The following is a 16,509-nucleotide window of genomic DNA, read 5'->3' as shown; positions in this document are numbered from 1 at the left end:
AAAAAATCTCATGTTTTTCAACCGCACTTTAAGTACTATTTCGCTAATTTAACGTCTTGAACCCATTTTTCAATTAAGGCTTTGCGTTGTTCGGTCGCACCGTATTTTTCAAAGTCATAATTGATCAGGTTAAGTTTGTTTGGATCAAACGCTGTTGGAGATTGTTCCGCGGTGGTGTTAGTTAAGATTTGCAAAGAGTCACCTTGTTTCCATGCTAACTCTTGACCTTCTTTAGATAATGCCCAATCCACGAATAATTTTGCGTTATCAATGTTACGCGCACCTTTTAAGATACTTACGCCACCTAACTCATAGCCGGTACCTTCACAAGGCACCACTAATTCCAACGGCGCACCTTGACGTTTTTCAAGTGCATAATCGTGTAAAAAACCAACCCCTATAGTGGCTTCTCCACGTGCTGTATTACGAGATGGCGTGATACCTGATTTTGTATATTGAGAGACATTTGGATGTAATGCTTTTAAGAAATCAAAGGCTTTATCTTCGCCCCAAAGTTGAACGAAAGTCGCTAATGCGGTGTATGCTGTACCCGCACTTTGTGGATCAGCAATTTGGACTTCGCCTTTTAAGCGAGGATCGGTTAAATCTTTCCAGCATTTTGGTACTTCTTTAATCCCTAATTTTGCTAAACGCTCAGTATTCACACCAAAGCCTAAGATACCCATGTAGATAGATGACACATAGTGACCTTTGGTTTTCGCTGGATCACGAAAACGTTCCACGATTTCATCAATGTGTTTAGATTTATAAGGTTCGATTAAACCCAACTCTGCAGCTTGTGCTTGAGGGTCAAACGTACCGCCAAACCACACGTCTGCTTGTGGGTTATTTTTTTCTGCTTCAACTTTTGCAAAAGTACTACCTGAACCATTACGAATAAATGAAGTTTTCACATCATATTTTTCGCCAAAGGCTTTCGTTGTCGTTTCACACAGAATATTGGTTGCACTACAATATACCACCAAACGCCCTTGAGCATTAACAGCGGATGATGTTATGAAACCTGCAGCTAAAAGTGCGGTTGAAATAGAGAGAGAAATTTTATTCTTTTTCATCTTACACTCCTTATAAATAACACAGATGAAATAAGGGAAGCGAATGAATGTTAAATGAAAATGGAAAAAATTTCCGTGAAGCGCTTCACAAATTTGAAAAAATATAAGAAAAAGAAAGATGAATTTAAACGGATTTTTCTTTATAATTTCCTTTAGTTCTTACCTTTCTAAATTTTAGTTTTTTTTATGTCAAACTCATCTTGCATCATTATTGCCATTACCGGCGCATCGGCTTCAGGCAAAAGTTCTATTGCTTCTACTGTTCATAAAGAGCTTTGTAACGATTTAGGTTGCGAAGAAATCGGAATTATTGCTGAAGACAGCTACTATAAAGATCAAAGCCATTTGGAGATGAGTGTTCGAGTCAAAACCAACTATGACCACCCCAATTCAATGGATAGAGAGTTACTCATTCAACACTTAAAAGATTTAAAAAATGGAAAGGCTGTCGATATTCCGGTCTATAGTTATGTTGATCACACTAGAACAGACGAAGCCAAACACTTCACCCCGAAAAAAATTGTGATTTTAGAAGGGATTTTATTGCTCACTGATGAGCGAGTTCGCCAATTGGCTGATATTTCTGTTTTCGTAGATACCCCATTAGACATTTGTTTTATCCGTCGTTTACAACGGGATATGGAAGAACGTGGTCGTTCATTACAATCTGTAATTGACCAATACCGCGCAACCGTTCGTCCAATGTTCTTACAATTTATTGAGCCATCCAAACAATATGCGGATATCGTGATTCCTCGTGGCGGCAAGAACCGTATTGCGATTAATATGTTAAAAGCTCAAATTCTGCATTTATTAAACGAAAAATAGGAAAAATCATGCGTCTTTGCGATACCGATATCGAACGCTATTTGGATAATGGTCTTATTTCGTTAACGCCTCGTCCTGATAACGACAAAATCAATGGTGCAACCATTGATGTGCGTTTAGGCAATTCATTTCGCGTATTTCGTGAACATTCTGCCCCTTACATTGATTTAAGTGGCCCGAAAGAAGAAGTCTCAGCTCAACTTGAATCAGTCATGAGTGATGAAATTATTATTGGAGATGATGAGGCCTTCTTCTTACACCCTGGTGTATTAGCCTTAGCAACCACATTAGAGTCGGTGAAACTCCCTGCCAATATTATCGGTTGGTTAGATGGTCGTTCCTCTCTTGCCCGTTTAGGCTTAATGGTGCATGTTACCGCTCATCGTATCGACCCAGGTTGGGAAGGTAAAATTGTGTTGGAATTCTACAATTCTGGCAAATTACCTTTAGCATTGCGTCCTAATATGGTGATTGGCGCATTGAGTTTCGAAGTGTTAAGCGGCTCGGCAGCGCGCCCTTACACTAGCCGTAAAGATGCCAAATATAAACATCAGCAAAATGCGGTAGCGAGTCGAATTAATGAGGACTAATCAATGAAAAAGATCGCAATTAGCCTGTCGATCGTACTGTTTGCGATCTTTTTCTTTTTTTATCTTCAACTTCAACAAGCAAAAACACTGGTTGTCGAACAATTTGCAAGACGTGATATAAAACTTGAAGCAGTTAGTCTTAGCTTCTTTCCTCATCTCTCTATTTCCTTAGAACAAGTTAAATACCACGCTGTTTCTGCAAAAAAAATTGAAGGAAAATTATCCTTTTTTTCATTTATTTTTGGCAATCCGATGCTTGATGAAATTCAAATTCAGCAAGCTAGTTTTACCGAGAATGCGCTAAATTCAGCCAATATTCGCATGGCATTTTCGGATTTTCCACTCAAACAATTTTTAAGAAAAGATCTTATTTTAAATGGTACCCATCACGTTTGGGTAACACTTGAAAAGCCAGTTTATGGCAATGCCACCACATTTGATTTTATTTTTAACAAAGGCAATATAGCCCTTCGTCAAAAAGGGGAATCTCTTATTCAATTTGATGATGTTCAACTTAATCAGCAAAAATTGGGTTATATTGAAATTCATGCAGATCTAACAAAACCACAAAAACTGGCCATTGCTTACATTCGACCGATATGCGCCACGAATTGCCTTGCCATACTTAAATTTAATAGCTATCTACAAAAAAGCGTGGTTAATTTTTCTGGTAAAAATTTTCCTTTAAAGCAGTTGTTAGCTTTACTCAATTTTCCACAAACCATGACAGGCACGAGTGATTTTAACACTCAATTAGCCTTTACAAATTCAGAATTAATCGAAGGGAAATTTGATTTTAATGCACGTGATGGCGAGCTTTTAGGATTGAATTTATTAGATATGGCAGCACAGTATTTACCAATTAATTATAACAGTGATTTAACTGCGAGCAGAAATATGAATACGCCTTACGAGCGTTTTGAATCAAATCTTTCGCTTGAAAACCACTTACTCAAAGTAGATAAAATAAGCTTAAAAACAACCGCACTTTTAGGTGAAGGTTCTGGAGCCATTGATTTAGATAATGTACAATGCGACGTCAATTTAACTTTAAGATCGACTAACGAAAAATACAAAAAACTTGCGTTACCTATTCGTTTTTTCGATAGCTGTTACGCCCCACAATATAAGTTAAATATTGATAAAAATTTCCGCCATCAACTTAAGGAATTAATTAAAGAGAAATTAAAATAATGTCGTTTTACCAAAAAGCAGAAAAAACTCAATTTTGGCGCGTAGTTATCATGGCTTGCGCCGCTTTTATTTTTAATACTACGGAATTTGTGCCCGTTGCGTTACTCACCGATATTGGGCAAAGCTTTAATATGCAAACCTCTGATGTCGGATTAATGATGACCATTTATGCGTGGACTGTTCTCATCATGTCCCTGCCCGCAATGCTCGCCACAGGAAAAATGGAACGTAAAAGCTTACTCGTTAAGCTTTTCATCATTTTTATCATCGGGCATATTCTTTCTGTAATTGCATGGAATTATTGGATTCTTCTTATTGCCCGTATGTGTATTGCGTTGGCCCATTCCGTATTCTGGTCCATCACTGCCTCTTTAGTGATGCGCGTTGCGCCTAAAAATAAAAAGACACAAGCCATTGGTATGTTAGCCATTGGTACATCACTGGCTACGATTCTCGGTTTGCCACTGGGACGACTAGTCGGTCAACTTGTGGGATGGCGCGTTACCTTTGCGATTATTGGTATATTAGCTTTGATGATAATGTTCTTGATTATTCGTTTATTACCAATGTTACCGAGTAAAAATGCCGGCTCACTCTCTAGTCTGCCGATTTTGGCAAAACGTCCATTACTTATTGGACTTTATGCAACCACGGTAATTATTATTTCGGCCCACTTTACAGCCTACACCTACATTGAGCCATTTATGATTCAAATTGGACAGATGGATCCTAATCTAGCCACAATGATTCTCTTGGTCTTTGGTATTTCAGGTGTAACAGCGAGTGTGATTTTTAATCGATTATACCGTTTAGGTGCCGCACAATTTATTATCCATGCGATACTGTTATTAGCGCTTTCTTTAGGATTTATGCTTACTTCAGCTGGCTATACCGCAACAATGTTTGCCTTATCCTTTATTTGGGGAATTGGCATCTCCTGCATTGGTTTAGCACTACAAATGCGTGTATTGCAACTTGCCCCCGATGCCACTGATGTAGCAACAGCCATTTTCTCGGGTATTTTTAATGCGGGGATTGGTGCGGGAGCGCTCTTCGGGAATCAAATTATGCGACATGTAGGACTTGAATACATTGGCTTTAGTGGTGCAGCGTTAGCCATTATTGCACTCGGTATCTTCGTCTTCTTTAATTTCCGCTATCGTTCTCAAAATATCTAAAAAAATGACCGCACTTACTCAAGTGCGGTCATTTTCTTTTATCTTTTCTAATCGAGATGGAAGCAAGCAATGAGCTTATCATCAGGATATTTTTCCAATTTAGGCTGCTCATTTCGACATTTATCCGTTGCTTTCCAACAACGCGGATTAAATGCACAACCTTTTGGCGGATTAATTGGACTTGGCAATTCTCCGGTTAATTTAATCCGTTGACGACGTAATTCAGGTGACAATCTTGGCGTTGCCGAAAGTAACGCTTGCGTATAAGGATGCTGTGGATTTTTAAAGATCTGCTCTTTTGTGCCCATTTCAACACAACGACCTAAATACATCACCATCACTTCATCAGCAATATGTTCAACCACCGAAAGATCATGGGAAATAAACACATAAGATAAACCAAGCTCAACTTGTAAATCCATCATCAAATTCAGCACTTGCGCACGAACAGATACGTCTAACGCTGAAACTGGTTCATCCGCTACAACCACGTCAGGATCAAGCATTAAACCTCGAGCAATCGCAATACGCTGGCGTTGTCCGCCCGAAAACATATGTGGATAGCGATCATAAAACTCTGCTCGCAATCCTACTTTTTCCATCATGGACAATACTTTTTCTTTACGTTCTTTAGCCGATAGATTGGTATTAATGACTAAAGGTTCTTCCAAAATTGTGCCGATTTTCTTACGCGGATTTAGTGATGCATAAGGGTTTTGAAACACGATTTGGATTTTCTGACGGCGCAATGCTTTCGTTTCGTGATCATTCTCTAAGAAATTTTGTCCGTTATAATATAACTCGCCTTCTGTCGGTTCTTCTATCATCGTCAAAAGACGACCAAGTGTCGATTTACCACAACCAGACTCACCCACTACGGCAAGGGTTTTACCTCGCTCTAAGGAAAAAGACACGCCATCTAATGCTTTCACTTGCTGTGTTTTCGCAAACATGCCTCTTTTCACAGGATAATATTTTTTCAGCCCAATGGCATTGAGCAATGGTGCATTTTCTTGTGCGACATCAAACATTGCTTGGTTCTCCTTGAGCATTTAATGGGGTGTGACATTTAACTTGTCGATTTCCTACTTGGCGTAATTCAGGTTCCACACTTCGACAAAGATCCGTTGCATACGGACAACGTGGATTTAACAAACAGCCTTGTGGGCGATCGTATTTACCTGGCACCACTCCGGGTAAAGATTGCAAACGAGATTTACCTTCTGCAAACTCCGGTAAAGAACGCAATAACGCTTGAGTGTAAGGATGTTTTGGTTCACGGAAAATATCTTCTGCTCGTCCTTCTTCCACTACTTGTCCTGCATACATCACAATAATACGATGCGCCGCTTCTGCGACTAACGCAAGATCGTGCGTAATCAGAATCAACGACATACATTCTTTTTGCTGTAACTCAAGCAACAAATCTACAATTTGAGCTTGAATGGTCACATCCAGTGCGGTGGTTGGTTCATCTGCAATGAGCAATCTCGGTTTACATGCAATCGCCATAGCAATCATAACGCGTTGGCTCATCCCGCCAGAAAGCTGATGCGGATAGACATCAATACGTGATTCAGGATCAGGAATACCGACTAAACGTAATAGCTCTAAGGTGCGCTCACGGCGCTCTTTTTTGCTGCCACCCTGATGCGCTTTAATGGCTTCCATAATCTGGAAACCCACCGTATAAGCCGGATTTAAGCTTGTCATTGGATCTTGGAAGATCATGGCAATATCTGCGCCAACTAATTTCCGCTTTTCTTTTGGCGGTAAGCTTAAAAGATCTTTTCCTCCAAATTCTAGGCCTTTCGCTGAAACACGCCCTGGAAAATCAATTAAGCCCATCACAGCAAGGGAACTTACTGATTTTCCTGAACCTGACTCGCCGACAATACCTAACACTTCGCCTTGATTAACTTGGTAGCTAATACGATCCACCGCTTTAAAAGGTGCTTTTTCATCACCAAAATGAACAGAAAGCTCTTTTACATCTAATAATGCCATTCTGCCCCCTATTGTTTTAATTTTGGATCGAGCGCATCACGCAACCCGTCGCCCATTAAGTTAAATGCTAAAACAAGCGATAAAATCACTAAACCCGGAATGGTAACCAACCAGTTTGCAGCCTGCATAAAGCTACGTGATTCAGATAACATAGTACCCAATTCTGGTGTGGGTGGTTTTGCGCCGATACCTAAGAAACCTAAAGTCGCTAATTCTAAAATGGCGTTAGAAATCCCCATCGTCATTTGTACAATGAGAGGTGCTAGGCAATTCGGCAAAATGACAATAAACATTAAACGTAATACGCTTGCTCCCGCTACGCGAGAAGAGGTGACATAATCTCTGTTTTTCTCATTTAATACTGCCGCACGTGTTAAGCGCACATAACTTGGAATCGAAACCACGGCAATCGCCAACGTCGCATTCGTTAAAGAAGGCTCTAAAATTGACACCACCACAATGGTTAAAAGCAAGTTTGGGATAGCCAACATAATGTCAATAAAACGAACAATTAATGTATCTAATGCCCCGCCATAATAGCCGGCAAGTAAGCCAAGACTCGTCCCTAAAATGCAAGATAAAATCACAATAATGAAACCCGCAAAAACAGAAATGCGCGTACCATAAATAATGCGAGAAAGAATATCTCGACCAATGTCATCTGTACCCAGTAAATAAGCAGAATTACCACCGTCATACCAAGCTGGTGGTAGCAATAAAGCTGAACGATTTTGTTCGATAGGATCAAAAGGTGCTATCCAAGGGGCAAAAATACTGATTAATGCCAAAGCAAGGATAAAAGTGAGTCCAATCACCGCCCCTTTATTTTGTTTGAAATAAAACCAAAACTCCTGCAACGGTGTTCGAGGAGCAAAGGTTTCAATAGATAAAGTTTGTTCCGTCATTAATAAGGCTCCTTATTGATGGCGAATACGTGGGTTTACCACGCCATAAAGTAAATCGATCGTCAAATTAACCACAATAATAATTGTAGCAATAATCAACACGGCGCCTTGTAAGACGGGATAATCGCGATTGGTAATCGCATCAATGATCCATTTACCAATGCCCGGCCATGAGAAAATCGTTTCGGTTAAAACCGCACCAGATAATAACTGTCCTACAATCAAGCCCACAACGGTCACTACGGGAATAAGTGCATTGCGTAGCGCATGAAAAATGACAATTCGGGTATAACTTAAGCCTTTCGCTTTTGCAGTGCGAATATAATCTTCGCCTAACACTTCCAACATTGAAGAACGTGTCATTCGAGTAATTACTGCAAGTGGAATAGTACCTAATACAATAGCGGGTAGAATCAATGACTTAACTGCATTTTCAAAAGCGCCTGGCACACCTGAAAGCCAAGTATCGATTAACATAAAACCGGTTGGTGTATCGATCCAGAAACTATCTTCTAAACGTCCCCCTTGTGGCAAACCAAACCAAGGTGAAACATATAAGATCAAAATCAATCCCCACCAGAAAATTGGCATGGAATAACCGGTTAAGGACATCGCTGTTACGGTATGAGAAATCCAGCTATCTTTCTTGACGGCAGCAATCGTTCCGAGCGTAATACCCGCAATTAACGACCAAAATAGCGCAAAGAAAGCTAATTCAAACGTCGCAGGAAAGAGTGTGAAAAACTCAGTCAGTACAGGTTGTCGAGTACGGAATGATTCACCAAAGTCGCCTTGTATCACATTGCCAATATAGTTGAAATATTGCTGATACAACGGTAAATCCAGACCAAGTTGCTTCATCATTTGTTGATGAACTTCGGGCGTTAAACCTCGCTCTCCCATCATAATCTCCACAGGATCACCCGGAATAAAATGAATGAGAGCAAAAGTCACAAAAGTAATGGCGATAAAGGTAGGAATCACCATTAAAATACGTTTTAAAATAAATTTAAACATCTACTTCCCACATGATAAAAGTGCGGTCGTTTCTGCGAACGTTTTCGCACTGGCATATTGAATATGAACACTAATATTCATACTCGTTGCAATAAAATCCTCCCGATTCTACCGCACTTTTTCTAATTTTGCCAAATGCGCAATCAGCCACTTAATGCCTTGAGCTTGGAAAGCAATTTGTAAACGAGTGTTATTATCTGAGCCTTCAACGTTTATGACAGTGCCAAAACCAAACTTTTCATGTTTCACTTTTTGCCCCATTTTCCATTCATTTTCTGGCAAACTCATGCTTAAACTCCCTACTTTCGCTTGGTTTAATACTCGAGTCACCGTTCCTCGCAAACGGATTTCTTGAATACACTCTGGTGGCAATTCTGTGATAAATCGTGAAGGCAAATGGCGTTCTTCTTTCGTGTAAACACGACGACTTTCAGCATAACAAATGGTGAGTTTTTGCTTAGCTCGAGTAATGCCCACATAAGCAAGACGACGTTCCTCCTCCAAACGACCAGGCTCTTCAAATGAACGGAAACTTGGGAATACCCCCTCTTCTACCCCCACCATAAATACGCGCGGGAACTCCAAGCCTTTTGCAGAGTGTAAGGTCATCATTTCTACACAAGATTGATGCGGCGAAGCCTGCTCTTCTCCCGCTTCTAAAGAAGCATGAGTTAAAAAGGCGGTAAGTTCGGTCATATCCTCTGCTTCATCAGGTTTGATAAATTCTCGGGTTGCCGTCACCAATTCTTCTAAGTTTTCAATACGCACTTCACCTTTCTCGCCTTTTTCTTGTTTATACATATCGTATAAACCAGAATGTTTAATCACGAAATCAGTCTTTGCAAACAGTGGCATCTCGGCTGTATCCACCTGTAAAGAATTAATCAACTCTTGGAAGCGTAACAAGGCGGTTGAAGCACGTCCCGTTAGCATATTTTCTTGTGTGGCCACTTGCACAGCTTGCCATAAGGTAATTTGACGTTCACGGGTTAAATTTCGTAACACATCTAAAGTACGATCACCAATACCGCGTGTAGGCGTATTAATCACACGTTCAAACGCGGCATCATCTTGACGATTATTAATTAAACGTAAATATGCCAATGCATCTTTAATTTCTTGGCGCTCGAAGAATCGCATCCCACCGTAAATACGATAAGGAATTTGACAACGAATCAACGCTTCTTCAATGACACGAGATTGGCTATTACTACGATATAAAACAGCACAATCATCTAATTTCCCACCTTCATCTACCCAATTTTGGATTTGAGAAGCCACAAATTTCGCCTCATCTAACTCATTAAATGCCGCATAAATACCCACTGGCTCACCCATTTCACCGTCGGTCCATAAATTCTTACCGAGGCGATCACTATTATTCGAAATAAGTTGGTTGGCACTTTTTAGAATATTGCCGGTAGAACGATAGTTTTGCTCCAAACGAATAGTTTCAGCGTTGAAATCTTTTAGGAATTTTTGAATATTTTCGATCTGTGCACCACGCCAACCATAAATGGATTGGTCATCATCGCCCACAATCATCACTTTGCTCGTATTACCAGCAAGAATTTTGATCCAGGCATATTGGATTTTATTGGTATCTTGAAACTCATCCACCAAAATATGCTGAAAACGTTGCTGATAGCGTTGCAAAATCACAGGCTTTTTAGCAAATAATTCATACGCACGAATTAACAATTCAGCAAAATCCACCAAGCCCGCACGATCACAAGTATCTTGATAAATTTGATAAATCTTAATCCACTCTTTTTCCTGGCGATCACCAAAATCATTAATATCTTGCGGTCTTAAACCTTCATCTTTTTTATTATTGATATACCAGCACGCTTGTTTCGGTGGAAATGCTTTATCATCATAATTGTGCAATTTCATCAAGCGTTTTACTAAACGAAGTTGGTCTTCAGAATCCAAAATCTGGAAATCTTGTGGCAAGTTTACATCTAAATGGTGAGCGCGTAATAATCGATGGGCAATGCTATGGAATGTGCCAATCCACATACCAAATAGATTCGATTGAGCATGTTTGGATAAGGTATCTTGAATACGATGGCGCATTTCAGCAGCGGCTTTATTCGTAAAAGTAACTGCCATAATGCTGCCTTCAGAAATATTTTCTACAGCAATCAACCAAGCAATACGATGAGTCAAGACGCGAGTTTTACCACTTCCTGCACCTGCAAGCACAAGGTAATTGTCAAGCGGTGCAGCCACTGCTTCACGTTGTTTATCATTCAAGCCATCAAGTAATTCTGAAATATCCATTGCTCTATTTTAATCTGGTTAAATTTACAGGGATTATAGTGGGAATTATATTTTTAAACAACCTAATATTTACAAATTTACTCCGCCCCTTTATATTAGCAATATCAAATAATTACTAAACATTGACGAAGTTAAAGGAGACACAATGTCAATTAAAACAACGCTAAAATTAACCGCACTTTCAGCCCTAACCGCCCTCGCGTACACTTCTCACGCACAGGCTGAAGGAAAACTCACTGTTTATTGCAGCGTACAAAACGTTGTATGCGAAAAAGTCACGCAAGCCTTTAGTAAAAAATACAATGTAGATACACAATTTGTACGTAATAGTACAGGCGTCGTATTAGGCAAAATTAAAGCTGAAAAAGAAAACCCACAAGCTGACTTCTGGTTTGGTGGCACAATTGAACCCCATCTTCAAGCTGCAGAATTAGGCTTACTTGAATCCTATCGCTCCCCATTACAAAAAGACATCATGCCGCAGTTTAAATCTTTAATGGAGCAACGCGGCAATTTCACCTCTGCAATTTACTTAATGGAACTTGGCATTGGGGTCAATACTAAAAAATTAAAAGAATTGAATATTCCTGCACCAAAATGTTATGCAGATCTACTAAAACCTGAATATCAAGGGCAAATTCAATATCCGGATCCACGTGTTTCCGGCACGGGTTACTCACTTATCAGTACTTTTTCCACATTATGGGGAGAAGAAAAAGCCTTTGATTATCTGAAAAAACTAGAACCCAATCTCATGCAACATACCAAAACAGGCCTAGCAAGCAATTATTTGGCTAACGGTACCGTGGCGATTGATTTAGGTTTTATGCTGGTTTACCCGCGTGAGAAGAAAAATGGTGCGCCAGTTGAAGGCATTTTACCATGCGAAGGCGTAGGCTATTCTTTAGGCGGGGCAAGCATCATTAAAGGATCGAGAAACCTTGATAATGCCAAACTGTTTATGGATTTCGTGCTAAGCAAAGAAGCACAAGAAATTCCGTGGAAAGAATCAGACTCTTATCAACTTCCAACCAATATCCATGCAGAACCTGCACCTGGTTTCTTACCAGCTAGCAAATTAAAATTGGTGGATATTGATTTTATGAAATTTGGTACAGATCAAGAAGGCAAACGCCTTACCCAACGTTGGGTTGCTGAAGTACTCTTAGAGGGTAAATCGCCAAAAGAATAACAGAAATACACAAAGTGCGATCAAAAATTATGATATTTTGACCGCACTTGTTTTCAACATATGAAACTAAACTAAAACCAACCGCTCTTTCCCTGCATAGATATTCGCTTTTCCAGGGCGAGCAAAGCCGATAAGGGAGAGATTGTGTTGTTCGGCCATATTGACAGCAAGATCTGTTGCGGCAGAAATCGCGACAAGTAATTCGATACCACAAGCCACCGATTTTTGCACCATTTCATAACTGGCTCGACTTGAAACAAGGATGAATCCCTGAGGTTGGTTCTGTTTAGCATGCCAACCGATTAATTTATCTAGCGCTACATGCCGCCCGACATCCTCTCGAATCGCCAGTAAATGACCAGATAAATCAAAAAAGGCGGCTGCATGCGTTGCTCCCGTTTCTTTTCCGAGTGCTTGATTAGCTTGTAATTGTTCTAAACAGCCATCTAATAAATTTAAATTAAACTGGAAAGTATGGTCTAATTTCGGCAATTTTTTATAGACTTGTGAGATTTGTTCTGTGCCGCAAATACCACATCCTGTTCTTCCCGTTAAAGTACGACGATGATCTTTTAATGCCACAAATTGACGGCTAGATAATTCAATTTGCACTTCAATGCCATTGCATACTTCCACCACATCAATACCATAAATGTCTGCTTTGTTCTCAATAATACCTTCTGCGAGTGAAAAACCTAAAGCAAAATCCTCTAAATCTTGCGGAGAGCACATCATGACGGTATGTGCAATACCATTATAAACAAGTGAAACGGGGACTTCAGCAGCTAAATTATCTTGTTTTTCGCAACAAAGTGCGGTCTGATTTTCTGATGTTTTTTTAAAGAAACTGATCGTTTTTTGAATTACCCAGTGCATGATGTTATTCCAATAAAATGGCCTCATCAAAAATGTTACGTTTTCTTAACAAATAACGTTCATTTTGTGATCTAGCTCAATTTTTTAAGCCATTATAACAAGGATTGATTATAGCTTTTCGGTTAAAAAATAGTTAAAATTATCTCCGTTTAAATTGGTCATTGTTATAACCGATTTAATGGCTGATACGTTATTTTAACAAAATCAAATAAATTATCTATACGAATTTATACTATCAAAATATCTTAACGGTTCGCCGTTATGAAGGAGTGATTATGCAGGTCTCTAGACGTAAGTTCTTTAAGATCTGTGCAGGTGGTATGGCGGGGACGTCTGCGGCAATGTTGGGGTTTGCCCCTTCATCGGTTTTGGCAGCGCCACGCGAATATAAACTATTACGAGCATTTGAATCTCGTAACACCTGTACATATTGTGCTGTAAGCTGTGGTATGTTGTTATATAGCACAGGTAAACCTTACGATTCCTTAAGTAGCCATACAGGCACCAATACCCGTTCTAAATTATTCCACCTTGAAGGTGACCCAGACCATCCGGTAAGCCGTGGGGCATTATGTCCTAAAGGTGCTGGCGCGTTGGACTATGTTAATAGTGAAAGCCGTGCATTATACCCTGAATACCGCGCACCGGGTTCTGACAAATGGGTTCGTCTTTCTTGGGAAGAAGCAATCAAACGCGTTTCTCGTTTACTTAAAGATGACCGTGATGCTAACTTTGTTGAAAAAGATGCAAGTGGCAAAACCGTTAACCGTTGGACATCTACAGGTATTATGACCGCCTCCGCCATGAGCAACGAGGCCGCACTTCTTACTCATAAATGGGTGCGGATGTTGGGCATGGTGCCGATGTGTAACCAAGCGAATACTTGACACGGACCAACGGTAGCAAGTCTTGCTCCATCATTTGGTCGCGGTGCCATGACAAACAACTGGGTTGACATCAAAAACGCCAATCTTATTATTGTTCAAGGTGGTAACCCTGCTGAAGCTCACCCTGTTGGCTTCCGTTGGGCGATCGAAGCGAAGAAAAACGGTGCAAAAATCATCGTAGTTGACCCTCGCTTTAACCGTACAGCATCTGTAGCTGACCTTCATGCGCCAATTCGTTCCGGTTCTGATATCGCATTCTTAATGGGTGTGATCCATTATTTATTGGAAACGAATCAAATTCAACACGAATACGTTAAACACTATACCAATGCTTCATTCTTAGTTGATGAAGGCTTCAAATTTGAAGATGGTTTATTCGTAGGTTTTGATGAAGAAAAACGTGCTTACGATAAATCAAAATGGAATTATCAATTTGATGAGAATGGTTTTGCTAAACGTGATATGACTTTACAAAATCCACGTTGTGTGATTAATATCTTGAAAGATCATGTTTCTCGCTATACCCCAGAAATGGTTGAACGTATCACAGGCGTCAAACAAAAAACCTTCTTACAAATCTGTGAAGAAATTGGTAAAACCTCTGCACCGAATAAAACCATGACGCACTTATATGCGTTAGGCTTTACCGAGCATACAATTGGTACACAAAACATCCGCTCAATGGCAATGATCCAATTACTCTTAGGTAACATGGGTATGCCAGGCGGTGGTATTAATGCATTGCGTGGACACTCAAACGTACAAGGTACAACAGATATGGGCTTATTGCCGATGTCTTTACCGGGTTATATGCGTTTACCGAATGACAAAGATACGTCTTACGAGCAATACATTAATGCGATTACGCCAAAAGATATCGTACCAAACCAAACAAACTACTATCGTCATACATCGAAATTCTTCGTCAGTATGATGAAAACGTTCTATGGCGATAAAGCAACCAAAGAGAATGGTTGGGGTTTCGATTTCTTACCAAAAGCAGATCGTTTATACGATCCTATCACTCATGTTAAGTTAATGAATGATGGCAAATTGAACGGTTGGATTTTACAAGGTTTCAACGTATTAAACTCATTACCGAACAAAAACAAAACTGTTGCAGGTATGAGTAAATTGAAATTCTTAATCGTAATGGATCCGCTTCAAACTGAATCTTCTGAATTCTGGAAAAACTTTGGGGAATCAAACGATGTAAACCCAGCAGATATTCAAACTGAAGTATTCCGTTTACCAACTACTTGTTTCGCAGAAGAAGATGGCTCTATTGCCAACTCTGGTCGTTGGGCACAATGGCACTGGAAAGGCTGTGACCAACCAGGTGAAGCACTACCAGATGTTGAAATTCTTTCTATGATTCGTGAAGAAATGCACCATCTTTATCAAAAAGAAAGTGGTCGTGGTATTGAATCTTTCGAAGCGATGACTTGGAACTATGCACAACCGCATGCACCAAGCTCCACAGAGTTAGCAAAAGAATTAAATGGTTATGCCCTTGAAGATCTTTTAGATGCAAACGGTAATGTGGTTTATAAGAAAGGTCAATTACTTAACGGATTCGCTCACTTACGTGATGATGGTACAACCTCTGCAGGTAACTGGATATACGTAGGCCAATGGACTGAAAAAGGTAACCAAATGGCAAACCGTGACAATTCTGACCCTTCAGGTTTAGGTTGTACATTAGGTTGGGGCTTCGCATGGCCAGCAAACCGCCGTGTCCTTTATAGCCGTGCTTCACTTGATATTAACGGTAATCCTTGGGATAAACACCGTCAATTAATCAAATGGAACGGTAAAAACTGGAACTGGCATGATGTGGCTGACTATGGTACACAACCACCAGGTTCTGATGCGGGTCCATTCATTATGTCTGCAGAAGGTGTAGGCCGTTTATTTGCAGTAGATAAAATTGCAAATGGTCCAGTGCCTGAGCACTATGAACCAATTGAAAGCCCAATTGATACTAACCCACTGCATCCAAAAGTAGTCTCTGATCCGACAATTCGTATCTATAAAGAAGACCGCGAATTTATCGGCTCAAACAAAGACTTCCCGTATGTGGCAACGACCTATCGTTTGACCGAGCACTTCCACAGTTGGACAGCTCAATCTGCGTTAAATATCATCGCTCAACCACAACAATTCGTGGAAATCGGTGAAAAATTAGCGGCAGAAAAAGGCATCCAAAAAGGTGATATGGTGAAAATTACTTCTCGCCGTGGCTATATTAAAGCTGTTGCTGTCGTAACGAAACGTTTGAAAGATTTAGAAATCGACGGACGTACTGTACACCATGTGGGTCTTCCAATTCACTGGAATATGAAAGCCTTAAATGGTAAAGGTAACCGTGGTTTCTCCACTAATACCTTAACACCATCCTGGGGTGAATCGGTTACACAAACACCAGAATATAAAACATTCTTGGTAAATATCGAGAAGGCGGAGGCATAAT

At 40.1% G+C, this 16,509-nt stretch carries 13 protein-coding genes; 6 read left to right on the top strand and 7 right to left on the bottom strand.

Annotated elements, in window-relative coordinates:
• Positions 1–35: 35 nt before the first annotated feature.
• Entirely contained in the window at positions 36–1,076 is a 1,041-nt protein-coding gene (locus ACXVWP_RS03830) for an ABC transporter substrate-binding protein (RefSeq protein ID WP_049355993.1), read from the bottom strand.
• Positions 1,077–1,262: 186 nt separating this feature from the next.
• On the opposite strand from ACXVWP_RS03830, the gene udk reads away from it, so the two are divergent.
• From udk to ACXVWP_RS03810, 4 genes are read left to right on the top strand one after another with little or no spacing between them, the layout of a single operon-like run.
• Positions 1,263–1,904: a uridine kinase gene (udk, locus tag ACXVWP_RS03825; RefSeq protein ID WP_126471031.1), complete on the top strand. Its 642-nt coding sequence runs from the start codon at positions 1,263–1,265 to the stop codon at positions 1,902–1,904.
• A gap of 8 nt (positions 1,905–1,912) precedes the next feature.
• Positions 1,913–2,494 (top strand): dCTP deaminase, encoded by a 582-nt coding sequence (gene dcd / locus ACXVWP_RS03820; protein ID WP_126471029.1) that lies wholly within the window; start codon positions 1,913–1,915, stop codon positions 2,492–2,494.
• Between the two features lie 3 nt (positions 2,495–2,497).
• Positions 2,498–3,688: an AsmA-like C-terminal region-containing protein gene (locus tag ACXVWP_RS03815; protein ID WP_289901220.1), complete on the top strand. Its 1,191-nt coding sequence runs from the start codon at positions 2,498–2,500 to the stop codon at positions 3,686–3,688.
• Entirely contained in the window at positions 3,688–4,866 is a 1,179-nt protein-coding gene (locus ACXVWP_RS03810; protein ID WP_297569531.1) for a sugar transporter, read from the top strand. Before ACXVWP_RS03815 ends, ACXVWP_RS03810 begins: the two co-directional genes overlap by 1 nt.
• 47 nt (positions 4,867–4,913) lie before the next feature.
• Here the strand turns inward: ACXVWP_RS03810 and ACXVWP_RS03805 are convergent, their stop codons facing one another.
• From ACXVWP_RS03805 to uvrD, 5 genes are all read right to left on the bottom strand, one after another.
• Positions 4,914–5,897 (bottom strand): peptide ABC transporter ATP-binding protein, encoded by a 984-nt coding sequence (locus ACXVWP_RS03805; protein ID WP_289901222.1) that lies wholly within the window; start codon positions 5,895–5,897, stop codon positions 4,914–4,916.
• A complete protein-coding gene (gene dppD / locus ACXVWP_RS03800) occupies positions 5,890–6,873 on the bottom strand; it encodes a dipeptide ABC transporter ATP-binding protein (protein ID WP_289901223.1) in 984 nt (327 codons plus the stop codon). The genes ACXVWP_RS03805 and dppD overlap by 8 nt, the downstream gene beginning before the upstream one ends.
• Positions 6,874–6,881: 8 nt before the next feature.
• Positions 6,882–7,778 (bottom strand): ABC transporter permease subunit, encoded by an 897-nt coding sequence (locus tag ACXVWP_RS03795; RefSeq protein WP_049355979.1) that lies wholly within the window; start codon positions 7,776–7,778, stop codon positions 6,882–6,884.
• A gap of 12 nt (positions 7,779–7,790) precedes the next feature.
• Positions 7,791–8,795, bottom strand: coding sequence for an ABC transporter permease subunit (locus ACXVWP_RS03790; RefSeq protein ID WP_049355977.1), 1,005 nt, complete (start codon positions 8,793–8,795; stop codon positions 7,791–7,793).
• Between the two features lie 108 nt (positions 8,796–8,903).
• Positions 8,904–11,081 carry a DNA helicase II gene (uvrD, locus tag ACXVWP_RS03785; protein ID WP_297569526.1) on the bottom strand — a complete coding sequence of 726 codons (2,178 nt, stop codon included), beginning with the start codon at positions 11,079–11,081 and terminating at the stop codon, positions 8,904–8,906.
• Positions 11,082–11,226: 145 nt separating this feature from the next.
• Between uvrD and ACXVWP_RS03780 the strand changes: the two genes are divergently transcribed.
• Positions 11,227–12,273: an ABC transporter substrate-binding protein gene (locus ACXVWP_RS03780; protein WP_049355974.1), complete on the top strand. Its 1,047-nt coding sequence runs from the start codon at positions 11,227–11,229 to the stop codon at positions 12,271–12,273.
• Positions 12,274–12,339: 66 nt separating this feature from the next.
• Here the strand turns inward: ACXVWP_RS03780 and fdhD are convergent, their stop codons facing one another.
• Positions 12,340–13,149, bottom strand: a complete 810-nt coding sequence (gene fdhD / locus ACXVWP_RS03775) for a formate dehydrogenase accessory sulfurtransferase FdhD (protein WP_128787511.1) — start codon at positions 13,147–13,149, stop codon at positions 12,340–12,342.
• A 275-nt stretch (positions 13,150–13,424) separates the two neighbouring features.
• On the opposite strand from fdhD, the gene fdnG reads away from it, so the two are divergent.
• Positions 13,425–16,508 carry a formate dehydrogenase-N subunit alpha gene (fdnG, locus tag ACXVWP_RS03770; RefSeq protein WP_297569522.1) on the top strand — a complete coding sequence of 1,028 codons (3,084 nt, stop codon included), beginning with the start codon at positions 13,425–13,427 and terminating at the stop codon, positions 16,506–16,508.
• Position 16,509 lies beyond the last annotated feature (1 nt).

Source organism: Haemophilus sp. SZY H56, from assembly GCF_054332415.1.
The sequence above is the reverse complement of the archived record's forward strand: the minus strand, read 5'-3'. Positions and strand labels throughout refer to the sequence as shown.

What these genes read in the sequence shown, in the direction of transcription:
- uvrD (WP_297569526.1), bottom strand. Translation starts at nt 11,081, where the DNA reads ATGGATATTTCAGAATTACTTGATGGCTTGAATGATAAACAACGTGAA.
- ACXVWP_RS03830 (WP_049355993.1), bottom strand. Translation starts at nt 1,076, where the DNA reads ATGAAAAAGAATAAAATTTCTCTCTCTATTTCAACCGCACTTTTAGCT.
- ACXVWP_RS03795 (WP_049355979.1), bottom strand. Translation starts at nt 7,778, where the DNA reads ATGACGGAACAAACTTTATCTATTGAAACCTTTGCTCCTCGAACACCG.
- dcd (WP_126471029.1), top strand. Translation starts at nt 1,913, where the DNA reads ATGCGTCTTTGCGATACCGATATCGAACGCTATTTGGATAATGGTCTT.
- ACXVWP_RS03790 (WP_049355977.1), bottom strand. Translation starts at nt 8,795, where the DNA reads ATGTTTAAATTTATTTTAAAACGTATTTTAATGGTGATTCCTACCTTT.
- ACXVWP_RS03815 (WP_289901220.1), top strand. Translation starts at nt 2,498, where the DNA reads ATGAAAAAGATCGCAATTAGCCTGTCGATCGTACTGTTTGCGATCTTT.
- fdhD (WP_128787511.1), bottom strand. Translation starts at nt 13,149, where the DNA reads ATGCACTGGGTAATTCAAAAAACGATCAGTTTCTTTAAAAAAACATCA.
- dppD (WP_289901223.1), bottom strand. Translation starts at nt 6,873, where the DNA reads ATGGCATTATTAGATGTAAAAGAGCTTTCTGTTCATTTTGGTGATGAA.
- ACXVWP_RS03780 (WP_049355974.1), top strand. Translation starts at nt 11,227, where the DNA reads ATGTCAATTAAAACAACGCTAAAATTAACCGCACTTTCAGCCCTAACC.
- udk (WP_126471031.1), top strand. Translation starts at nt 1,263, where the DNA reads ATGTCAAACTCATCTTGCATCATTATTGCCATTACCGGCGCATCGGCT.
- ACXVWP_RS03810 (WP_297569531.1), top strand. Translation starts at nt 3,688, where the DNA reads ATGTCGTTTTACCAAAAAGCAGAAAAAACTCAATTTTGGCGCGTAGTT.
- ACXVWP_RS03805 (WP_289901222.1), bottom strand. Translation starts at nt 5,897, where the DNA reads ATGTTTGATGTCGCACAAGAAAATGCACCATTGCTCAATGCCATTGGG.